Below are 15,393 nucleotides of genomic sequence, written 5' to 3'. Positions count from 1 at the left end.
CTCCGAACTCGAAGTCTGGGGCAGCGCACCCGACAACCCCGGCGGCGGCACCAACCTCGCCATCGGCAAGACCATGACCGAGTCGTCACACGTCCACACCTTCGTGGCCGCCAACGCCAACGACGACAACACCCAGACCTACTGGGAGAGCGGCTCCTACCCCGGCACGCTGACCGCCCAACTCGGCGCCAACGCCGACCTCACCTCCATCACCCTCAAACTGAACCCCGACGGCGCCTGGGGCCGCCGCACCCAGAACATTCAGGTCCTCGGCCGCGAACAGAGCGCCACCGCCTTCACCAACCTCGTCGCCCAGGCCACCTACACCTTCGACCCGGCCACCGGCAACACCGTGACGATCCCGGTCACCGGCAAGGTCGCCGACGTACGCCTGCAGATCACCGCCAACTCCGGCGCCCCCGGCGGACAGATCGCCGAATTCCAGATCTTCGGCGCCCCGGCCGCCAACCCCGACCTGACTGTGTCGAGCCTGACCTCCTCCCCCGCCGCGCCCATCGAGACCGACGCGGTGACGTTGTCGGCCACGGTCGGGAACGGCGGCACCGCGGCTTCCGCGGCGACCTCGGTCAACTTCTACGCCGGCGCCACCAAGGTCGGCACCGCCGCCGTGGGCGCGCTGGCCGCCGGAGCCTCCACCACCGTGTCGGCGAACATCGGGGCGAGGGACGCGGGGACGTACCAGCTCTCGGCCAAGGTGGATGAGGACAACAAGGTCATCGAGCAGAACGAGGCCAACAACGCCACCACAGGCACTCTGACCGTGAAGCCTGTTGACACGGCCGACCTGATCGCCTCCCCCGTCGCCTGGACGCCGGGCAACCCGGCCGCGGGCAACACGGTGACGTTCTCGGTCGCGATCAAGAACCAGGGCAGCGTGGCCTCCAGCGGCGGCTCCCACGGCATCACGCTCACCGTCACCAACGATTCGGGCACCGTCGTCAGGACGCTGACCGGCTCGGCGAGCGGCGCGATCGCCGCCGGCGCCACCACCACCGCGGTCGGTCTCGGGACGTGGACGGCGGCCAACGGCAAGTACACGGTCAAGACCGTGCTCGCCGACGACGCCAACGAGCTGCCGGTCAAGCGGGCCAACAACACCAGCACGCTGCCGCTGTTCATCGGGCGCGGCGCGAGCATGCCGTACGACACCTATGAGGCGGAGGACGCCACGATCGGCGGCGGCGCGGCCCGCGTCGGCCCCAGCAGGGACATCGGCACGATCGCCGGCGAGGCGTCGGGACGGCGCGCGGTCACGCTGAACCAGACCGGCGCGTACGTCGAGTTCACCGCGAGGGCGGCCACGAACAGCCTGGTCACCCGCTTCTCGATGCCCGACGCCGCGGGCGGCGGGGGCATCAACTCCACCCTGAACGTCTACGTCGACGGCCAGTTCCTCAAGGCCATCAACCTCACCTCTCGCTACGCCTGGTTGTACGGCGCCGAGGCGAGCCCGAACAACAACCCGGGTTCAGGCCCGTCCAGGCACATCTACGACGAGGCGAACCTGCTGCTCGGCACCACCGTCCAGCAGGGCAGCAAGATCAGGCTGCAGAAGGACGCGGCCAACGCCTCGACGTACGCGATCGACTTCGTGGACTTCGAGCAGGCCACCCAGATCGCGAACCCGGACCCGGCGAAGTACGCCGTACCGGCTGGATTCTCGCACCAGGACGTGCAGAACGCGCTGGACAAGGCCCGCATGGACGCCAACCTGACCGGCGTCTACCTGCCCGCCGGCGACTACCAGACCAGCAGCAAGTTCCAGGTGTACGGCAAGACGATCAAGGTGGTCGGCGCCGGACCCTGGTTCTCCCGCTTCTACGCCCCCTCGGGGCAGCAGAACACCGACATCGGCTTCCGCGCGGACGCCACGGCCAACGGCTCGTCGTTCGCGGGCTTCGCCTACTTCGGCAACTACGTCGAGCGCATCGACGGCCCCGGCAAGGTGTTCGACTTCAACAACGTGGCGAACATGACGGTCGACAACGTCTGGATCGAGCACCAGATCTGCATGTTGTGGGGCTCGAACACCGACAACATGACACTCAAGAACTCGCGGATCAGGAACATCTTCGCCGACGGCCTGAACATGACCAACGGCAGCACCGGCAACCACGTCACCAACATCGAGACCAGGTCCACGGGCGACGACAGCTTCGCGCTGTTCTCGGCCATCGACAACAACTCGGGCGAGCAGACCGGCAACGTCTTCGAGAACCTGACCTCGCTGCTGACCTGGCGCGCGGCGGGCCTGGCGGTGTACGGCGGCTACAACAACACCTTCAAGAACATCTACATCGCGGACACGCTGGTGTACTCGGGCGTCACGATCAGCTCGCTGGACTTCGGCATCCCGATGCTCGGCTTCGGCGCCAGCCCGCCCACGACGTTCGACAACATCTCGCTGGTCAGGGCGGGCGGTCACTTCTGGGGACAGCAGACGTTCCCGGCGATGTGGCTGTTCTCCTCCTCCAAGGTGTTCCAGGGCATCAGGATCAGCAACCTGGACATCGTGGACCCGACGTACAGCGGGATCATGTTCCAGACCGGCTACTCCAGCCCGTCCACCCCGCTGAACCCGGTCAAGGACACGATCCTGACGAACGTGTCCATCAGCGGGGCGCAGAAGAGCGGTGACGCCTTCGACGCCAAGTCCGGGTTCGGCATCTGGGTGAACGAGCTGCCCGAGCCCGGTCAGGGCCCGGCGGTCGGATCGGCCACGATCAACAACCTCACGTTCAGCAACAACGCCCAGAACATCAAGAACACGACCTCGACCTTCACGCTCACCGTGAACTAGAGCTCGTCCCTGGTGGGCAACCCCTGCCAGTCGCTCACGCTGGTCACCGCGGCGGCGCTCAGCAGCGCCCCGCGGTGCAGGCGTTCCTGGGGAATGAGGCCGTCGAGGGCGGCGCTGATGTAGCCGGCCGCGAACGCCTCCCCCGCGCCCGCCGTGTCCACGACGGGCACCTGCCACCCCTGCACGTCGTACCGCATGCGATCGGACCGCACGCTGGCGCCCTTCGCCCCGCGGTCCACCACGACCTCCCGCTCGGGCGTGAGGGCGGGCTTGACCAGGTCGAGCTCGTCCTGGCGGAGGAAGAGCAGATGGGAGTCGCAGGCCAGCTCGCTGAGCACCTCCTCGGCCTCACGTACCGACGGCCACAGCTCGGGGACGTACTCGACGGAGAAGGAGATCATCACATCGGCGTTCCTGGCCGCGCTCACGGCGGCGCGCACGGCGTCCTGCGCGTCCCTGCCCAGGCCCGCCGTGACGCCCGTGACGTGCAACATCTTCGCGGCGGCGATCCGGTCGATCGGCACGTTCCCCGGCGCGATCAGCGAGCCCGCCGAGCCGGTGCGGTAGTGCGTCGCCCTGGGCTCGCGCGCCACCCGCGACTCCCGCAGGACCAGCCCGGTGCGCACGCCTCCGGCCACCCGCACGTCCTCGACGTCCACGCCCTCGCCCCGCAGGACGGTCAGCGCTCTGGCGCCCAGTTCGTCGTCGCCCACCTTGCCCAGGTACGCGGCGGAGTGCCCGAGCCGGGCCAGCGCGAGGGCCAGCGTAAACTCCGGTCCGCAGACGTCGAGCCTGGCCTCGCTCTCATGGCGGACCCGGCCGCTGGAGACGACCCCCAGCGGCTCACCCAGCGTGTAGACGTCCGTCATGGGCCAGACTGTAGTCGGTCATAGTCGCCCAAATCACATTTTCCTGCATCAGCCCTGGTTAAACCCGTGATCAAATATTTTCTGTAACTTTAGCCAACCTTTTCCTCATCCCGTGCCTCAAAGTAGTAGAGGGAGTCGGCAACCCCGAGCCGGCTCTTACGTCAATACGGGGAGAGGAATCAGCACCCTCATGAAAAAGATCCAAGTAGGTATCCTTTCCGCTCTTGTGGGCGGCGCGATGCTGGTGTCGGGCGCAGGAGCCGCCTCGGCTTCGGCCACGAGGCACGACACCCAGCTCAAGATCCGTGACATCAGCCCGAACCCCGTCGTCGTCAAGGGCGACGCCGAGACCAAGGCGTACTTCGACGTCGGCGCCAGCGACGACGTCAAGAAGGTCGAGCTCAGCGTGGCGCCCGCGGACAACGGGTTCCGCACGATGAGGACCAAGGACGTCCAGGACCTCAACGGCTGGCGCTGGGCCATCGGCTTCAACGCCAACGACCCTGACGGCCGCTGGAAGGCCACCGCCGTGGCGTTCGACAGCGCCGGCAAGGAGATCGCCAAGGACGAGGCGTTCTTCGCGCTCGAGATCGAGAAGGGCAAGGCCGAGACGCGCATCTCGCGCTTCAGCGCCGACCCCTCCAAGGTCCGTAAGGGCCGGTCGATCTACTTCGAGGGCCGCCTGCTGGCCGACGACGACGGTTGGGAGGGCGTCCGCGGCGAGCGTGTGAACGTCTACTACCGCGCGAACGGCTCCAGCGCCTGGAAGTGGGTCGCCTCCGACCGTACCTCGCGTGGCGGCAAGTTCGAGGCCAAGACCAAGGCCTACAGGAGCGGCACGTTCCGCGCCGTCTACAGCGGTGACGACGAGCTCGAGGGCTCCAAGAGCCGCACGGACTACGTGCGCGTCTACTCCTGGCGTCACTGATTCACCTCGCTGAGGGCTCGGCCATGGCCATGGCCGGGCCCTCCGGCATTCCCGGAGTTCTTTACCTTCCGAAGGTTTATCGATCACGCAATCGCGCAATGGACAGTCCCATTGTGTTGATCGATCCCCCTGAGGAGTTCCCATATGCCGCACCCTGTGATCGCCCTCATTCTGAGCGTGACGAGCACCCTGGGGACGGCACCTTCACCCGGACTGTCCGTAAGCTACGAGAATCCCGGCTCACCCCGCGCCGAACAGGCCAGGCGGCTGCTGAAGGACAGCGACGCGCTGAAGACCAAGATCAAGCTGCCCGAGGAGATCAAGGTCGTCGCGCGCGACTGCGACTCACCCTCGGCCACCTGGGACCACGACAAGCGCGAGATCACGATCTGCTACTCGCTGGTCAGCGAGATCCGCTCCACGGTCAAGGGCATCTCCCAGACCGAGGAGAGCGATGAGAAGGCCACGAAGGCCCGGCTGAACGGCGCGCTCACCATGCTGTTCCACCACGAGCTCGGCCACGCCCTGACCACGCTCGACGGCATGACCGACAGCCACGCCCAGGCCGACCAGTTCGCGGCGCTGACACTGGCCGCCGACAGGCCCAAGCGCGTGGTGGCCGCCGCCGAGGCCCGCCACCTGCTGGCCGGCCACGCCGGCATCGACCACCTGTCGGGCATGGAGGAGTCGGCCACGTTCGCCTGCCTGCTCTACGGCTCCGACCCCGCCAAGTACGGCAGGATCGCCCAGGGCGGCTGGGTTCCTGCCGATCGGGCGCCGTCCTGCGCCGGCGAGTACAACCGGGTCAAGTCGGCCATCGGGGACAAGGCCGTGAAAGTCGGCACCTGACGGGTAGCGTCCGAAGTATGGCCGAGGACCTGCTCAAAGACTTCAACCCGTTCGACATCTTCGACGCCGAGGCCGTCAGGCTCGACTGGCACTTCGCCGGACTCGACGAGGCCGGCTGGCAGCGGCCCTCCCGGTGCGAGGGCTGGTCGGTCCGCGACGTGCTGGCGCATCTGGCGGGCGAGGAGCTGTACAACCACGCCTGCCTCGACGGGACCGTGGACGACCTGATGGACCGGCTGGCCTCCGTAGGGGTGAGCGGGTTCGTCGACTTCAACGAGTGGTGTGTACGCGAGCGCCGGGACCTGCCGGTCGAAGAGGTGCTGGCCGAGTGGCGTACCCAGAACGGCGAGACCCGGCACCGCATGCGCGCGCTCGGCCGCGACGGCACCCTCGCCACGATGGCCGGGCCCTACCCGGTGGGGCTGCAGACCTTCCACTACGACTCCGAGTACGCCACCCACGCCGACGACGTGTACGCGCACGTCTCCGACGCCGAGGCGGACGGCAGGACGTTGTGGCGGGTCGCGGTGGGCCGGTTCGTGCTGGCCGAGCAGGACTCGAAGGTCCAGGTGGAGCAGACCGCCGACCAGATCTGGGTGGCGCTCGACGGGACCAGCGCCGCGCTGTCGTACCCGGAGTTCGTCGAGGCCACGGTGGGCCGTCTGCCCGCCTCCCACGGCCTCGACCCGCGTATCGCCTCGGCTCTGAGGTGCCTGGCCTGAGAGGGGCTGACCGTGTGGCTGCGTAACCGCCAGGGCACCGAACCCGTGACCGCCCGCAGCCCGGTGCGTGTCCGCCGCATCCTGTCCGCCGTCGCGCTCGTGCTCGGCGTCGCCGCTGCGGTGTTCTTCGTCGTGCTCGCGGCGCGGACGGGCGAGGAGGTGTGGCGCTGGGAGGCCGCCATCGCCGCCGCGGTGGCCATCGTCGCCGCCGTCGACCTCCTGGTGCTACGTCACCGCCGCTGACGTGGCTGAGCGCGGCTCACGTGCTTGGATGCGGCTCACGTGCATGGGTGCGGCTCATGTGGTCAGAACCGCGACCAGCAGCAGCATGATCACCAGGGCTCCGACCCAGAAGATCACCCACACGTGGCGCAGAACCCACATGCGCAGTCGCTCGCCGGGCTCCCGAGCGAAGCCCTCGCCGCCCGCCTCGATCTTGTTGATCGCCGCGACGCGCCTGGCCAGTTCGGGATCGTCTCGTTCCAGGGCGCGCTCGATCTCGGCGAGGATACGGCGCTCCCTTCCAGAGAGACTCATCTCACCACCACTGGTCTCTACGCCGGGTGACCACCTTTTACCCACCGGTAGCTCCGGCATACCCGGCCCCTGAGAGCGAGCCGAGCGACGACACCACGTATCGTGACCGAAGCTCACGATAATGAGAGGATGCCGACACCGCGACAGCGCTACCGCGAGCAGGTCAGACGCGAGATCAAGCAGGTCGCGCTCGCTCAGATCGGCGACGGCGGGGCTTCGACCCTGAGCCTGAACGCGGTGGCCAGGCACCTGGGGATGACCGGTCCCGCCATCTACAAGTATTTCGACAGCCGCGACAGCCTGCTCGCCGAGCTGATCCTCGACGGGTTCGGGGAGGTGGCGGCGGCCGTACGGACGGGAGTCTCGGAGGGCGAGCCGCGTGCGCGGCTGCACGCGCTGGCCAGGGCCTTCCACTCCTGGGTCGTGGCGCATCCACATCTGTTCCAACTGCTGGCCGGGACGTCGCCGGAGAGCGTTCAGAGGGCCAGGGACGTGCTCGGGCCGTTCCTGCCGGTGTTCGGGCAGGGGCGTTGCGGGGCGGCGGCCGGGCCGCTGCGGGAGGAGATGCGGCGCTGGGCGGAGGAGACGCCGGCGGTGGCCGAATGGGTCCGTGCGTACGCGCCCGACGCCGACCCCGCCACCGCGCTGACCGGCACCGTCATGGTGTGGGCGCGGCTTCAGGGAGTGGTGAGCCTGGAGGTGCAGGGCCAGTTCACCGGGATGGGACACCGCGCGACGACGTTGCTGACCGCCGAGATGGAATCGCTGGCCGACATGATGGGCCTCTAATGCGGGAACGCCTTGGGCGGGCGCGGTGTGATCTCCTCGCGGAAGTCCTCGATGACGGAGACGACCTGCCGCATCAGCACGGTGTCGGCCAGGCGGTCGAGATAGAGCGAGCGCCGGGCCAGCGCGTCCAGGTCCACGGCGAAATAGATGGACATCAGAGGATTGATGAACAGCTCGCTCCCCCGCGTCCTGTCGGTGAACCGCACGTTCCCGAACTCGCCGCGCACGGCCGCCGCGATCGAGCCGTTGACGATGCTGGGGTAGGCGGGCATCTCCGCCTGGGCGCAGGCGACGGCGTCCAGATAGAGCGCGCCCGCCCTGGTGGCCTGGGAGACCGAGAACGCCCCCAGGTAGGCGCCCTCGCGCTCCAGAGCGGCCAGATTCTCCAGCACCTGTACGTGGTTGACGCCGTGATAGGCGTCCACCCCGAAGCCCAGGCAGGCCACGATCTTGTCGGGGATCCGGAGCGCGTGCACGGCGGCCAGGCTGGTCATGTCGTCGGCCGGGGTGCCCAGGCCGGCCTCGTCGCCGCGCATGAGGATGTCGGTGCCACCGTCCACCAGGACGACCGCGTCGAGATCCAGGTGCTCGGCCAGCTTGGCGTACGCCTCGCGCAACGGCCGCACGCCGACCTTGGGGAAGGCGTACACCGTGGAGGGCTGCCCGTGATCGTCGAGCCAGCGGGCCAGGCAGCCCTCGGGGAAGTACCAGTCGCGGGCCTCGGTGTCCGGGCGGATCTCGGCGACGTCCTCATGCAGCCAGACGTCGAGATCGAGGGCGTCGAGGTGGCTGAACGACAGGTTCGCCAGGTGCACCTCCTTGCCCGCTTCCCGGAGGGTCAGGGCGAGGGGTAACCCGGCGTAGACGTCGGAGCCCCCGCCCGCGCCGGCGACGAGGATCCGGCTGGAACGCTCAAGCCGGGCGGACAGGGGCGAGTCGAACACGCGTCAGATCTTGCCGTATTTCTTGTTGAACCGCTGGACCCTTCCCTCGGTGTCGAGGATGCGACCACGGCCCGTGTAGAAGGGGTGACTGGCGGACGACACGTCCACGTCGACGACCGGGTACGTCCTGCCGTCCGCCCACTCGATCGTCCTGTCACTGGTCAGGGTCGAGCGGGTGAGGAAGGCGAAGTCGACGCTCGGGTCACGGAAGACGACCGGCCGGTAGGTGGGGTGCAGGTTCTTCTTCATGGCCCGTGCAACCATGTGACAACGGTTTTCATTCCCTGGCTTCCGGATCCAGTCCGAGCACGGTACGGCCCCCGTCCACGGGGATCGTGGCGCCGTTGACGAAGGCGGCGTCGGACGACAGGAGGTGCACGATGACGGAGGCGACCTCCGCGGCCGTGGCGACGCGGCCCAGGGGATGCAGCCTGGCCAGCTCGGGAGTCAGGCGCTCCTCATATCGTTCCGTGGCCACCGAGCCGGGGGCCACGGCGTTGACCCGGATGCCGCGCCTGCCGTACTCCACGGCCAGCGCTCTGGTCAGTCCCTCCGTGGCGGCCTTGGCGGTGGAGTAGGGGAGGCTGCCGGGGACGGCCCTGGTGGCCTGGTGGGAGGTGACGTTCACGATCGCGCCGGGGGTGCCGGCCGCCAGGAAATGGCGTACGGCGGTGGCGCAACCCACCACGGCCAGGTCCAGATTGGCCGCGATCAGCGCTCTGATCTCGGAGATCGGGGACGAATGCACGGAGGCGTCCTTGAACACGGCGGCGTTGTTGACCCAGCCCGCCAGCGGCGCCGCCTCCTGGGCCAGGTCGGCGGCCCAGGCCGCGACCTCCTCGTCGGCCGCGTCGCCGATCACCGGCACGACCCGGCCGCCGGCCCAGGCCAGGGCGCCGGGGTCGCGTTCGACCGCCACGACGGTGTCCTTCTCGCCGTCGTGGAGGAGCCGCTCGATCACCGCCCTTCCGATGCCACGTCCGCCGCCGGTCACCACGTACGAAAAGCTCATGTTTCCGACGCTACTTCGCTCATGAAGTGATCTGTATCACCGTATTTCCGGCTAGTGACCGGGAACGAAACAAGGGTGATCGCCACAGCACCTCCCGCACGCATGATCGGCGCACTCGCGATCACGCAGACCGCCGGGTACGGCATCCTCTACTACGCCTTCTCCGTGTTCATCCCGCCGATGTCGCGCGACCTGCACACCGGCGTCGCCCAGCTCACCGGCGCGATCACGCTGTCGGTGCTGGTGTCGGGCCTGGTGGCGCCGCTCATCGGCCGCTGGCTGGACCGGCACGGCGGGCGCGGGCTGATGACCGTGGGATCCCTCCTGGGCGCGCTGGCGGTGCTGGCCTGGTCGCAGGTGCGGTCGGTGGCGCAGCTCTACCTCGTCTGCGGGGTGCTGGGGCTGGCGTCGTCGATGGTGCTGTACGAGGCGGCGTTCGCGGTCATCGTGGCCTGGTTCGACGCGGCCAGGCGGGCGCGGGCGCTGCTGGCGGTGACGGTGGTGGCGGGGTTCGCCTCCAGCATCTTCCTGCCGCTGACGGGGTTCCTCGTGGAGCTGTACGGGTGGCGTACCGCGCTGGTCATCCTGGCCGCCGGGTACGCCCTGACCGCCGTGCCGCTGCACCTGCTGGCCGTGCGCGACCGGGGGACGCCGCCGCACGCGGGCCGGCGGGAGATCGTGGGGTCGGCGCTGCGCGAGCGGCCGTTCTGGCTGCTGGCGGCGGCCTTCCTGACCCAGACGGGCGCGGTGGCGGTCATGGGGGTGCTGCTGGTGACGTACCTGATCACGCTCGGGCACTCACCGGTGTTCGCCGCCAGCGTGGCCGGGCTGCTCGGCGTGCTGTCGGTGACCGGGCGGCTGGTGACCACCGGGCTCCAGGGGCGCTGGCCGGTGGCGCTGATCACGGCGGTCATGTTCGGCTTACAGGGTCTGGCGGCCGTGCTCCTGCCGCTGGTCGGGCGGAGCGGGGTGGGGGCGGTCGTGGCGGTGGTGCTGTTCGGGCTGGGGTTCGGGGTGGCCACGATCGCGCGTCCCGCGCTGCTGGCCGACCGGTACGGCACGGCCGCGTACGCGTCGCTGAGCGGGGCGCTCGCCCTGCCGATCACCGCGGCCAAGGCCGTCGCGCCGCTGCTCGCCGCCGGGATCGCGCACTTCGCCGGGTATCCGACGGTGATGGGGGCGGTGGCGGTGGCGTGCGTGCTCGGGGCGTTGTCGCTGGTGGTCTACGATCGCGCCGACGGGGGTACGGAGGGGGCTGTGACGTGAGTACGGTAGACGTACCGGCCTGCTCCGCCATCGGCATCCGCCATCGGCGGAACTGACGATTCGTTCACCCGCGAACACGTAAGGTAGCCGCATGGATACCCCCACCGACGTTCTGCACCGCGTGTTCGGCTACGACTCGTTCCGGGAGGGCCAGCAAGAGATCATCGATCATGTCGTGGCCGGCGGCGACGCGCTCGTGCTGATGCCCACCGGTGGCGGCAAGTCGCTCTGCTACCAGATCCCCGCTCTGGTGCGCCGCGGTGTGGGGGTGGTCATCTCACCCCTGATCGCGCTGATGCAGGACCAGGTCGACGCGCTGCGGGCGCTCGGCGTGCGGGCGGGGTTCCTCAACTCCACGCAGGACTTCGACGAGCGGCAACTCGTGGAGTCCGAGTTCCTGGCCGGAGAGCTCGACCTGCTCTATCTCGCCCCCGAGCGGCTGCGCGTGGACGCCACGCTGCGGCTGCTGGCCAAGGGCGAGATCTCGGTGTTCGCCATCGACGAGGCCCACTGTGTGGCGCAGTGGGGGCACGACTTCCGCCCCGACTACCTGGAGCTGTCCAGGCTGCACGAGTTGTGGCCCGAGGTGCCACGCATCGCGCTGACCGCCACCGCCACCCCGGCCACGCACGCCGAGATCTCCACCAGACTCGGCCTCGACCAGGCCCGCCACTTCGTGGCCAGCTTCGACCGGCCCAACATCCAATACCGCATCGCCCCGAAGAACGAGCCCAAACGGCAGCTCCTCGACTTCCTGCGCACCGAGCACCCCGACGAGTCCGGCATCGTCTACTGCATGTCGCGCTCCTCGGTCGACAAGATCGCCGAGTTCCTGGTGGACAACGGGATCGCGGCGGTGCCCTACCACGCGGGGCTCGACGCCCGCACCCGCGCCCTGCACCAGTCCCGCTTCCTGCGCGAGGAGGGGCTGACCGTGGTCGCCACGATCGCGTTCGGCATGGGCATCGACAAGCCCGACGTGCGCTTCGTGGCCCACCTCGACCTGCCCAAGTCCCTGGAGGGCTACTACCAGGAGACCGGCCGCGCGGGCCGCGACGGGCTGCCGGCCACCGCCTGGATGGCCTACGGGCTGCACGACGTGGTGCAACACCGGCGCATGGCCATGGAGGGCGACGACGCCCACCGCCGACGGCAGGTGAACCACCTCGACGCGATGCTGGCCCTCTGCGAGACCGTCGGGTGCCGCCGGACGATGCTGCTCGACTACTTCGGGCAGAAGGGCTCGCAGCCCTGCGGCAACTGCGACACCTGCCAGACGCCTCCCTCCTCGTGGGACGGCACGGTCCCCGCCCAGAAGGTGCTCTCCACGGTGCTGCGGCTGGCGCGGGAGCGGCGGCAGAAGTTCGGGGTGGGCCAGGTGGTGGACATCCTGCTCGGCAAGAAGACCGCCAAGGTGCTGCAACACGGGCACGAGACGTTGAAGGTCTTCGGGGTGGGGGCCGACCTGGGCAACACGGAGTGGCACGGGGTGGTCCGCCAACTCCTGGCCCAGGGCCTGCTGGCGGTGGAGTCCGACCACGGCACCCTGGTGCTGACCGACGAAAGTGCGGCCGTGCTCCGCGGCCAGCGCGAGGTCCCGCTCCGGCGCGACACCCTCCTGCGCCCGGCCCGCACCAAGACGGCCACCAGCGGCGGGAAGTCCACCCCGGCCGCCGTGGAGCTACCCGCGGAGGCCGCCCCCGTCTTCGAACGACTGCGGTCGTGGCGCGGGGCCGTCGCCAAGGAGCAGGGGGTGCCCGCCTACGTCATCTTCCACGACGCGACCCTGCGGGAGATCGCGACGATGATGCCGTCGTCGCTGGCGGAGTTGAGCAACGTGAACGGCGTCGGGGAGAACAAGCTGGCCAAGTATGGGGAGCAGGTCCTGGAAACCCTCCAGGAAGACGACCCCACATCCTGACCGCCGCAACCGCCCACTCCTGCGCCCCGCACACAGCCCTCACCGCACTCGTCGCCGACCCCCAGAACGCCACGATCCGGCGGGGACGTGTGCACCCTCGAGGACGAACCGGCCAGCCACCGGATCACCCGACGGCAAGGCCGCCGTACGGACACAGGTGCATCGCACCGACCTGGAGGTTGGGAGGAATGCGACCACGCCACCACAGGGATCGTCCAGCTCGACGGCGCACCCAGCGCACTTCGGCACAAGCGCGCGGAAGGCTGCTTGATGCCGTGAACCGGGTGCGGAGCGGATGCCCGGCACCGCGAAGGTGCCTGAGGAGCGCGCCGACGTGGGGCGGCTGCCTGGTGCCGCGAAGACGCCTGGAGAGCGCGCTGGCGGTGGGCGGGGCGGGGCGGGGCCTGGCGTTGGGGCGGCGTGGCGGAGGGGCCTTAGGGCGGTGGAACGGCATGGCCGTGGAACGACGTGGCGGAAGGGTCTTTGGGCGGAGGGGGCGGCGTGGTGGTGACGACGGCCGCACGAAGAACGGTCGTCGCCACCACGTTGGTCGGCCTGTCCGCGGCCATCTCGTGCGCCGCCTCGCGGACTGGGCCGAACGAGTTTCGATCCCCTGGCACGGCGTGGTCTGCGTGGATGTCAGTTACCGATCTTCTCACCGTATCGACCGTTACGCCGCGTGTTCGCTGAGAGCCATGCCCCGGGGTCGGTGGTCTGACTTTGTCGTACAGGATGATCGTACGACGTGCGGGCCGCCAATGCAGGGCCGGGCGGGGGCCCAGTCGCGGCCGAACCAGTAAGGACGGCGGCTCACCCGCAGCTGGACCAGCCCGGACGGCGGGCTCAGGCGCAAGCGAACCGGTCCAGCCAGCGCCTCAGGCACAGACGAACCAGCCCAGGCAGCGGACCCCCACCACAGGCAACCCAGTCTGGGCAGCGGACCCAGCCGCAGGCGAACCCAGTCTGGGCAGTGGCTCGGGTGGGGCGGACCGGTTCAGCCGGCAGGCTCAGGCACAGGCGGACCAGTCCGGGCAGCGGGCCCAGCCGCAGGCGAACCCAGTCTGGGCAGTGGCTCGGGTGGGGCGGACTGGTCAGGCGGCGGGCTCAGGCGCAGGCGGACCAGTCCGGACGGCGTCCGAGGTAGGCGAGGAGGTGGTCCTGGGCGGGGGCGTATGCGGGCACGGTCACTGGTGGGGCGAACCTGGTGGGGCGGTCTTCCCTTGTGACGAACAGGAGGGTCAGGTCGAGCAGTTCCTCGGCCAGGAGTGGTGGGATCGGGCGGCGTTCACCGCAGGATCTGGCCACGTCCCAGCCGTGTACGGCGATCTCGATGGCGCCGACGGCGGCCACCATCGGGCTCGTCAGGTGGCGGTCGTTCACGGAGACGAGCTCGCCGCTGATCATGGCGGCCCACCGGCCGAGCACGTCCGTGGCGGTGTCCCTGACCAGGAGGGCCGGGTTGTTGTCCGAGACCACGTGGGCCTGCTGCAGCACAGGGTTCAAGCTGCTGACGCCGCTCGCCAGAATCCGCTGCCCGCCGATCCCCCAACCCCCGATACCCCCCACAGAAGGTCCCTGCCCTCCGATCCCCTGCTCGCCGATACCCCCCACGGAAGATCGCTGCCCTCCGATCCCCCGACCGCCCATATCCCCCACAGAAGATCCCTGCCCTCCGATCCCCCGACCGCCGGTGCGGCGCACGGAAGCCTGCTGTGCGGCCGCTTCGGTGGTGCTGATGTGTCCTCCGAGGGGATTCGGTGGGGCCGCCTCCGAACCACCGGCACGCCGTGCAGACCGTTGCGACGCATCCGCTTCCGGACCGCCGACGCCTTCTGCGGAGGGTGCGTCGGGTCCAGGGGGCGGTTGCGTTGTGATGTGGCCGGTGGCGGCTTCGTTCAGGGTTTGGAGGGAGTCGTGAAGGTGGTCCAGCAACTGCTGGAGGTTCCAGTCCGCGCAGGGTGTGGGGCGGCAGAGTGCGGCCGGGGTTACGACGCGCAGGCTGCCGAGTGCGTAGTGGATGGCCCGTTCCAGCAGCGCCACGCCCGCCGCCAGCGCCCGTTCGTGCTCGCCCATATCGCCTCCTCATGGATGAAGACCCACGGCGAGATGAAAAATCATCGCTCTGGGAAGCGTTTCTGCGAAGGAGACGCGGGTGTGGTCACCAAGAGGGCCGTACGGGGCAGCGGTTGGGGGACATTGATCCATAGAGGGCTGTACGGGGCAGCGGTTGCGGGACGTTGATCCATAGAGGGTCGCGCGGGGCAGTGGCTGCGGGGGCGCTGAGCTTGGGAACCTTCCGTCTGGGACCGGAGTAGTGGGGGTGGAGGTTTCTTGATGGGATGGATGATGCGGGGCTCGCGTGGGCCGATGGTGACGCCGGTGTTCGTTCTGGCGTTGGTGGGGGCTTCGGCGGCGGTCGGTGGGTGCGCGGATACGGTCGTGAGCCCAAAGACGAGCTCAGAAATGGGTGATGGGACAAGCGCGAGCACAGCGACGGCGGCGGGGACGAGCGCGAGCCCGAAGACGGCTGCGGGGACGAGCGTGAGTCCGACTCCTGCCAGCCCGAGCCCGAGTGTCACCGGGGTGGGATGCCATGGCACTCCGGTGTTTCTGACGGATGGGTTTCCGGAGGTGCGGGGGACGGCTCGGGATGCGGAGTTGTGGGGGTTAGGAATTGCTCTCGAATAAGTGTCCATGAGTGTCTTTTAGGTGTCACGAGTGCTGTATGATCTTGT

14 protein-coding genes and 1 pseudogene are annotated in these 15,393 nt (G+C 69.1%); 8 read left to right on the top strand and 7 right to left on the bottom strand.

Annotated features, from left to right (window positions below; genetic code table 11):
• Positions 1 to 2,821 (top strand): CARDB domain-containing protein (locus ACFPZ3_RS00425; protein WP_379511862.1); only part of this gene is annotated, 2,821 nt, incomplete at its 5' end.
• Here the strand turns inward: ACFPZ3_RS00425 and ACFPZ3_RS00420 are convergent.
• On the bottom strand, positions 2,818 to 3,690 hold the full coding sequence (locus ACFPZ3_RS00420) for a PfkB family carbohydrate kinase (RefSeq protein WP_379511861.1): 873 nt from the start codon (positions 3,688 to 3,690) through the stop codon (positions 2,818 to 2,820). The two genes, ACFPZ3_RS00425 and ACFPZ3_RS00420, sit on opposite strands and share 4 nt — an antisense overlap.
• A gap of 190 nt (positions 3,691 to 3,880) precedes the next feature.
• On the opposite strand from ACFPZ3_RS00420, the gene ACFPZ3_RS00415 reads away from it, so the two are divergent.
• The 4 genes from ACFPZ3_RS00415 to ACFPZ3_RS00400 all read left to right on the top strand — a co-directional run bounded on the left by ACFPZ3_RS00415 (position 3,881) and on the right by ACFPZ3_RS00400 (position 6,432).
• Positions 3,881 to 4,618 carry a hypothetical protein gene (locus ACFPZ3_RS00415; protein WP_379511860.1) on the top strand — a complete coding sequence of 246 codons (738 nt, stop codon included), beginning with the start codon at positions 3,881 to 3,883 and terminating at the stop codon, positions 4,616 to 4,618.
• Positions 4,619 to 4,762: 144 nt separating this feature from the next.
• Positions 4,763 to 5,467, top strand: coding sequence for a DUF4344 domain-containing metallopeptidase (locus ACFPZ3_RS00410; protein WP_379511859.1), 705 nt, complete (start codon positions 4,763 to 4,765; stop codon positions 5,465 to 5,467).
• Positions 5,468 to 5,484: 17 nt separating this feature from the next.
• Positions 5,485 to 6,189 carry a maleylpyruvate isomerase family mycothiol-dependent enzyme gene (locus ACFPZ3_RS00405; protein ID WP_379511858.1) on the top strand — a complete coding sequence of 235 codons (705 nt, stop codon included), beginning with the start codon at positions 5,485 to 5,487 and terminating at the stop codon, positions 6,187 to 6,189.
• Between the two features lie 12 nt (positions 6,190 to 6,201).
• The gene (locus tag ACFPZ3_RS00400; protein ID WP_379511857.1) at positions 6,202 to 6,432 is read left to right on the top strand and encodes a DUF6343 family protein; all 231 of its coding nucleotides are present in this window, start codon (positions 6,202 to 6,204) and stop codon (positions 6,430 to 6,432) included.
• 54 nt (positions 6,433 to 6,486) lie between these two features.
• Here ACFPZ3_RS00400 and ACFPZ3_RS00395 read toward each other — a convergent pair whose 3' ends face one another.
• Complete coding sequence (locus ACFPZ3_RS00395) at positions 6,487 to 6,726, bottom strand: DUF3040 domain-containing protein (protein ID WP_379511856.1); 240 nt, start codon at positions 6,724 to 6,726, stop codon at positions 6,487 to 6,489.
• Positions 6,727 to 6,855: 129 nt separating this feature from the next.
• Between ACFPZ3_RS00395 and ACFPZ3_RS00390 the strand changes: the two genes are divergently transcribed.
• The gene (locus ACFPZ3_RS00390) at positions 6,856 to 7,515 is read left to right on the top strand and encodes a TetR/AcrR family transcriptional regulator (RefSeq protein WP_379511855.1); all 660 of its coding nucleotides are present in this window, start codon (positions 6,856 to 6,858) and stop codon (positions 7,513 to 7,515) included.
• On the opposite strand, the gene ACFPZ3_RS00385 is transcribed toward ACFPZ3_RS00390, so the two are convergent.
• The 3 genes from ACFPZ3_RS00385 to ACFPZ3_RS00375 are packed head-to-tail and all read right to left on the bottom strand — an operon-like array spanning position 7,512 to position 9,471.
• Positions 7,512 to 8,459 carry a DUF1152 domain-containing protein gene (locus tag ACFPZ3_RS00385; RefSeq protein WP_379511854.1) on the bottom strand — a complete coding sequence of 316 codons (948 nt, stop codon included), beginning with the start codon at positions 8,457 to 8,459 and terminating at the stop codon, positions 7,512 to 7,514. The two genes, ACFPZ3_RS00390 and ACFPZ3_RS00385, sit on opposite strands and share 4 nt — an antisense overlap.
• A 3-nt stretch (positions 8,460 to 8,462) precedes the next feature.
• Complete coding sequence (locus ACFPZ3_RS00380) at positions 8,463 to 8,708, bottom strand: type B 50S ribosomal protein L31 (RefSeq protein ID WP_379511863.1); 246 nt, start codon at positions 8,706 to 8,708, stop codon at positions 8,463 to 8,465.
• 28 nt (positions 8,709 to 8,736) lie between these two features.
• Complete coding sequence (locus tag ACFPZ3_RS00375) at positions 8,737 to 9,471, bottom strand: SDR family NAD(P)-dependent oxidoreductase (protein WP_379511853.1); 735 nt, start codon at positions 9,469 to 9,471, stop codon at positions 8,737 to 8,739.
• Between the two features lie 102 nt (positions 9,472 to 9,573).
• Between ACFPZ3_RS00375 and ACFPZ3_RS00370 the strand changes: the two genes are divergently transcribed.
• Positions 9,574 to 10,737: an MFS transporter gene (locus ACFPZ3_RS00370; RefSeq protein ID WP_379511852.1), complete on the top strand. Its 1,164-nt coding sequence runs from the start codon at positions 9,574 to 9,576 to the stop codon at positions 10,735 to 10,737.
• 91 nt (positions 10,738 to 10,828) lie between these two features.
• Complete coding sequence (gene recQ / locus ACFPZ3_RS00365) at positions 10,829 to 12,658, top strand: DNA helicase RecQ (RefSeq protein ID WP_379511851.1); 1,830 nt, start codon at positions 10,829 to 10,831, stop codon at positions 12,656 to 12,658.
• Positions 12,659 to 13,762: 1,104 nt separating this feature from the next.
• On the opposite strand, the gene ACFPZ3_RS00360 is transcribed toward recQ, so the two are convergent.
• Positions 13,763 to 14,161, bottom strand: coding sequence for a DinB family protein (locus ACFPZ3_RS00360; protein ID WP_379511864.1), 399 nt, complete (start codon positions 14,159 to 14,161; stop codon positions 13,763 to 13,765).
• A 294-nt stretch (positions 14,162 to 14,455) separates the two neighbouring features.
• Positions 14,456 to 14,731: pseudogene (locus ACFPZ3_RS00355) on the bottom strand (maleylpyruvate isomerase N-terminal domain-containing protein); the annotation flags it as partial.
• Positions 14,732 to 15,393: the final 662 nt, after the last annotated feature.

The organism is Nonomuraea insulae, from assembly GCF_042656245.1.
Note: the sequence above shows the minus strand (reverse complement) of the source record. Positions and strands in the feature narration are given on the sequence as shown.

What these genes read in the sequence shown, in the direction of transcription:
- ACFPZ3_RS00420 (WP_379511861.1), bottom strand. Translation starts at nt 3,690, where the DNA reads ATGACGGACGTCTACACGCTGGGTGAGCCGCTGGGGGTCGTCTCCAGC.
- ACFPZ3_RS00415 (WP_379511860.1), top strand. Translation starts at nt 3,881, where the DNA reads ATGAAAAAGATCCAAGTAGGTATCCTTTCCGCTCTTGTGGGCGGCGCG.
- ACFPZ3_RS00410 (WP_379511859.1), top strand. Translation starts at nt 4,763, where the DNA reads ATGCCGCACCCTGTGATCGCCCTCATTCTGAGCGTGACGAGCACCCTG.
- ACFPZ3_RS00405 (WP_379511858.1), top strand. Translation starts at nt 5,485, where the DNA reads ATGGCCGAGGACCTGCTCAAAGACTTCAACCCGTTCGACATCTTCGAC.
- ACFPZ3_RS00395 (WP_379511856.1), bottom strand. Translation starts at nt 6,726, where the DNA reads ATGAGTCTCTCTGGAAGGGAGCGCCGTATCCTCGCCGAGATCGAGCGC.
- ACFPZ3_RS00390 (WP_379511855.1), top strand. Translation starts at nt 6,856, where the DNA reads ATGCCGACACCGCGACAGCGCTACCGCGAGCAGGTCAGACGCGAGATC.
- ACFPZ3_RS00380 (WP_379511863.1), bottom strand. Translation starts at nt 8,708, where the DNA reads ATGAAGAAGAACCTGCACCCCACCTACCGGCCGGTCGTCTTCCGTGAC.
- ACFPZ3_RS00375 (WP_379511853.1), bottom strand. Translation starts at nt 9,471, where the DNA reads ATGAGCTTTTCGTACGTGGTGACCGGCGGCGGACGTGGCATCGGAAGG.
- ACFPZ3_RS00370 (WP_379511852.1), top strand. Translation starts at nt 9,574, where the DNA reads ATGATCGGCGCACTCGCGATCACGCAGACCGCCGGGTACGGCATCCTC.
- recQ (WP_379511851.1), top strand. Translation starts at nt 10,829, where the DNA reads ATGGATACCCCCACCGACGTTCTGCACCGCGTGTTCGGCTACGACTCG.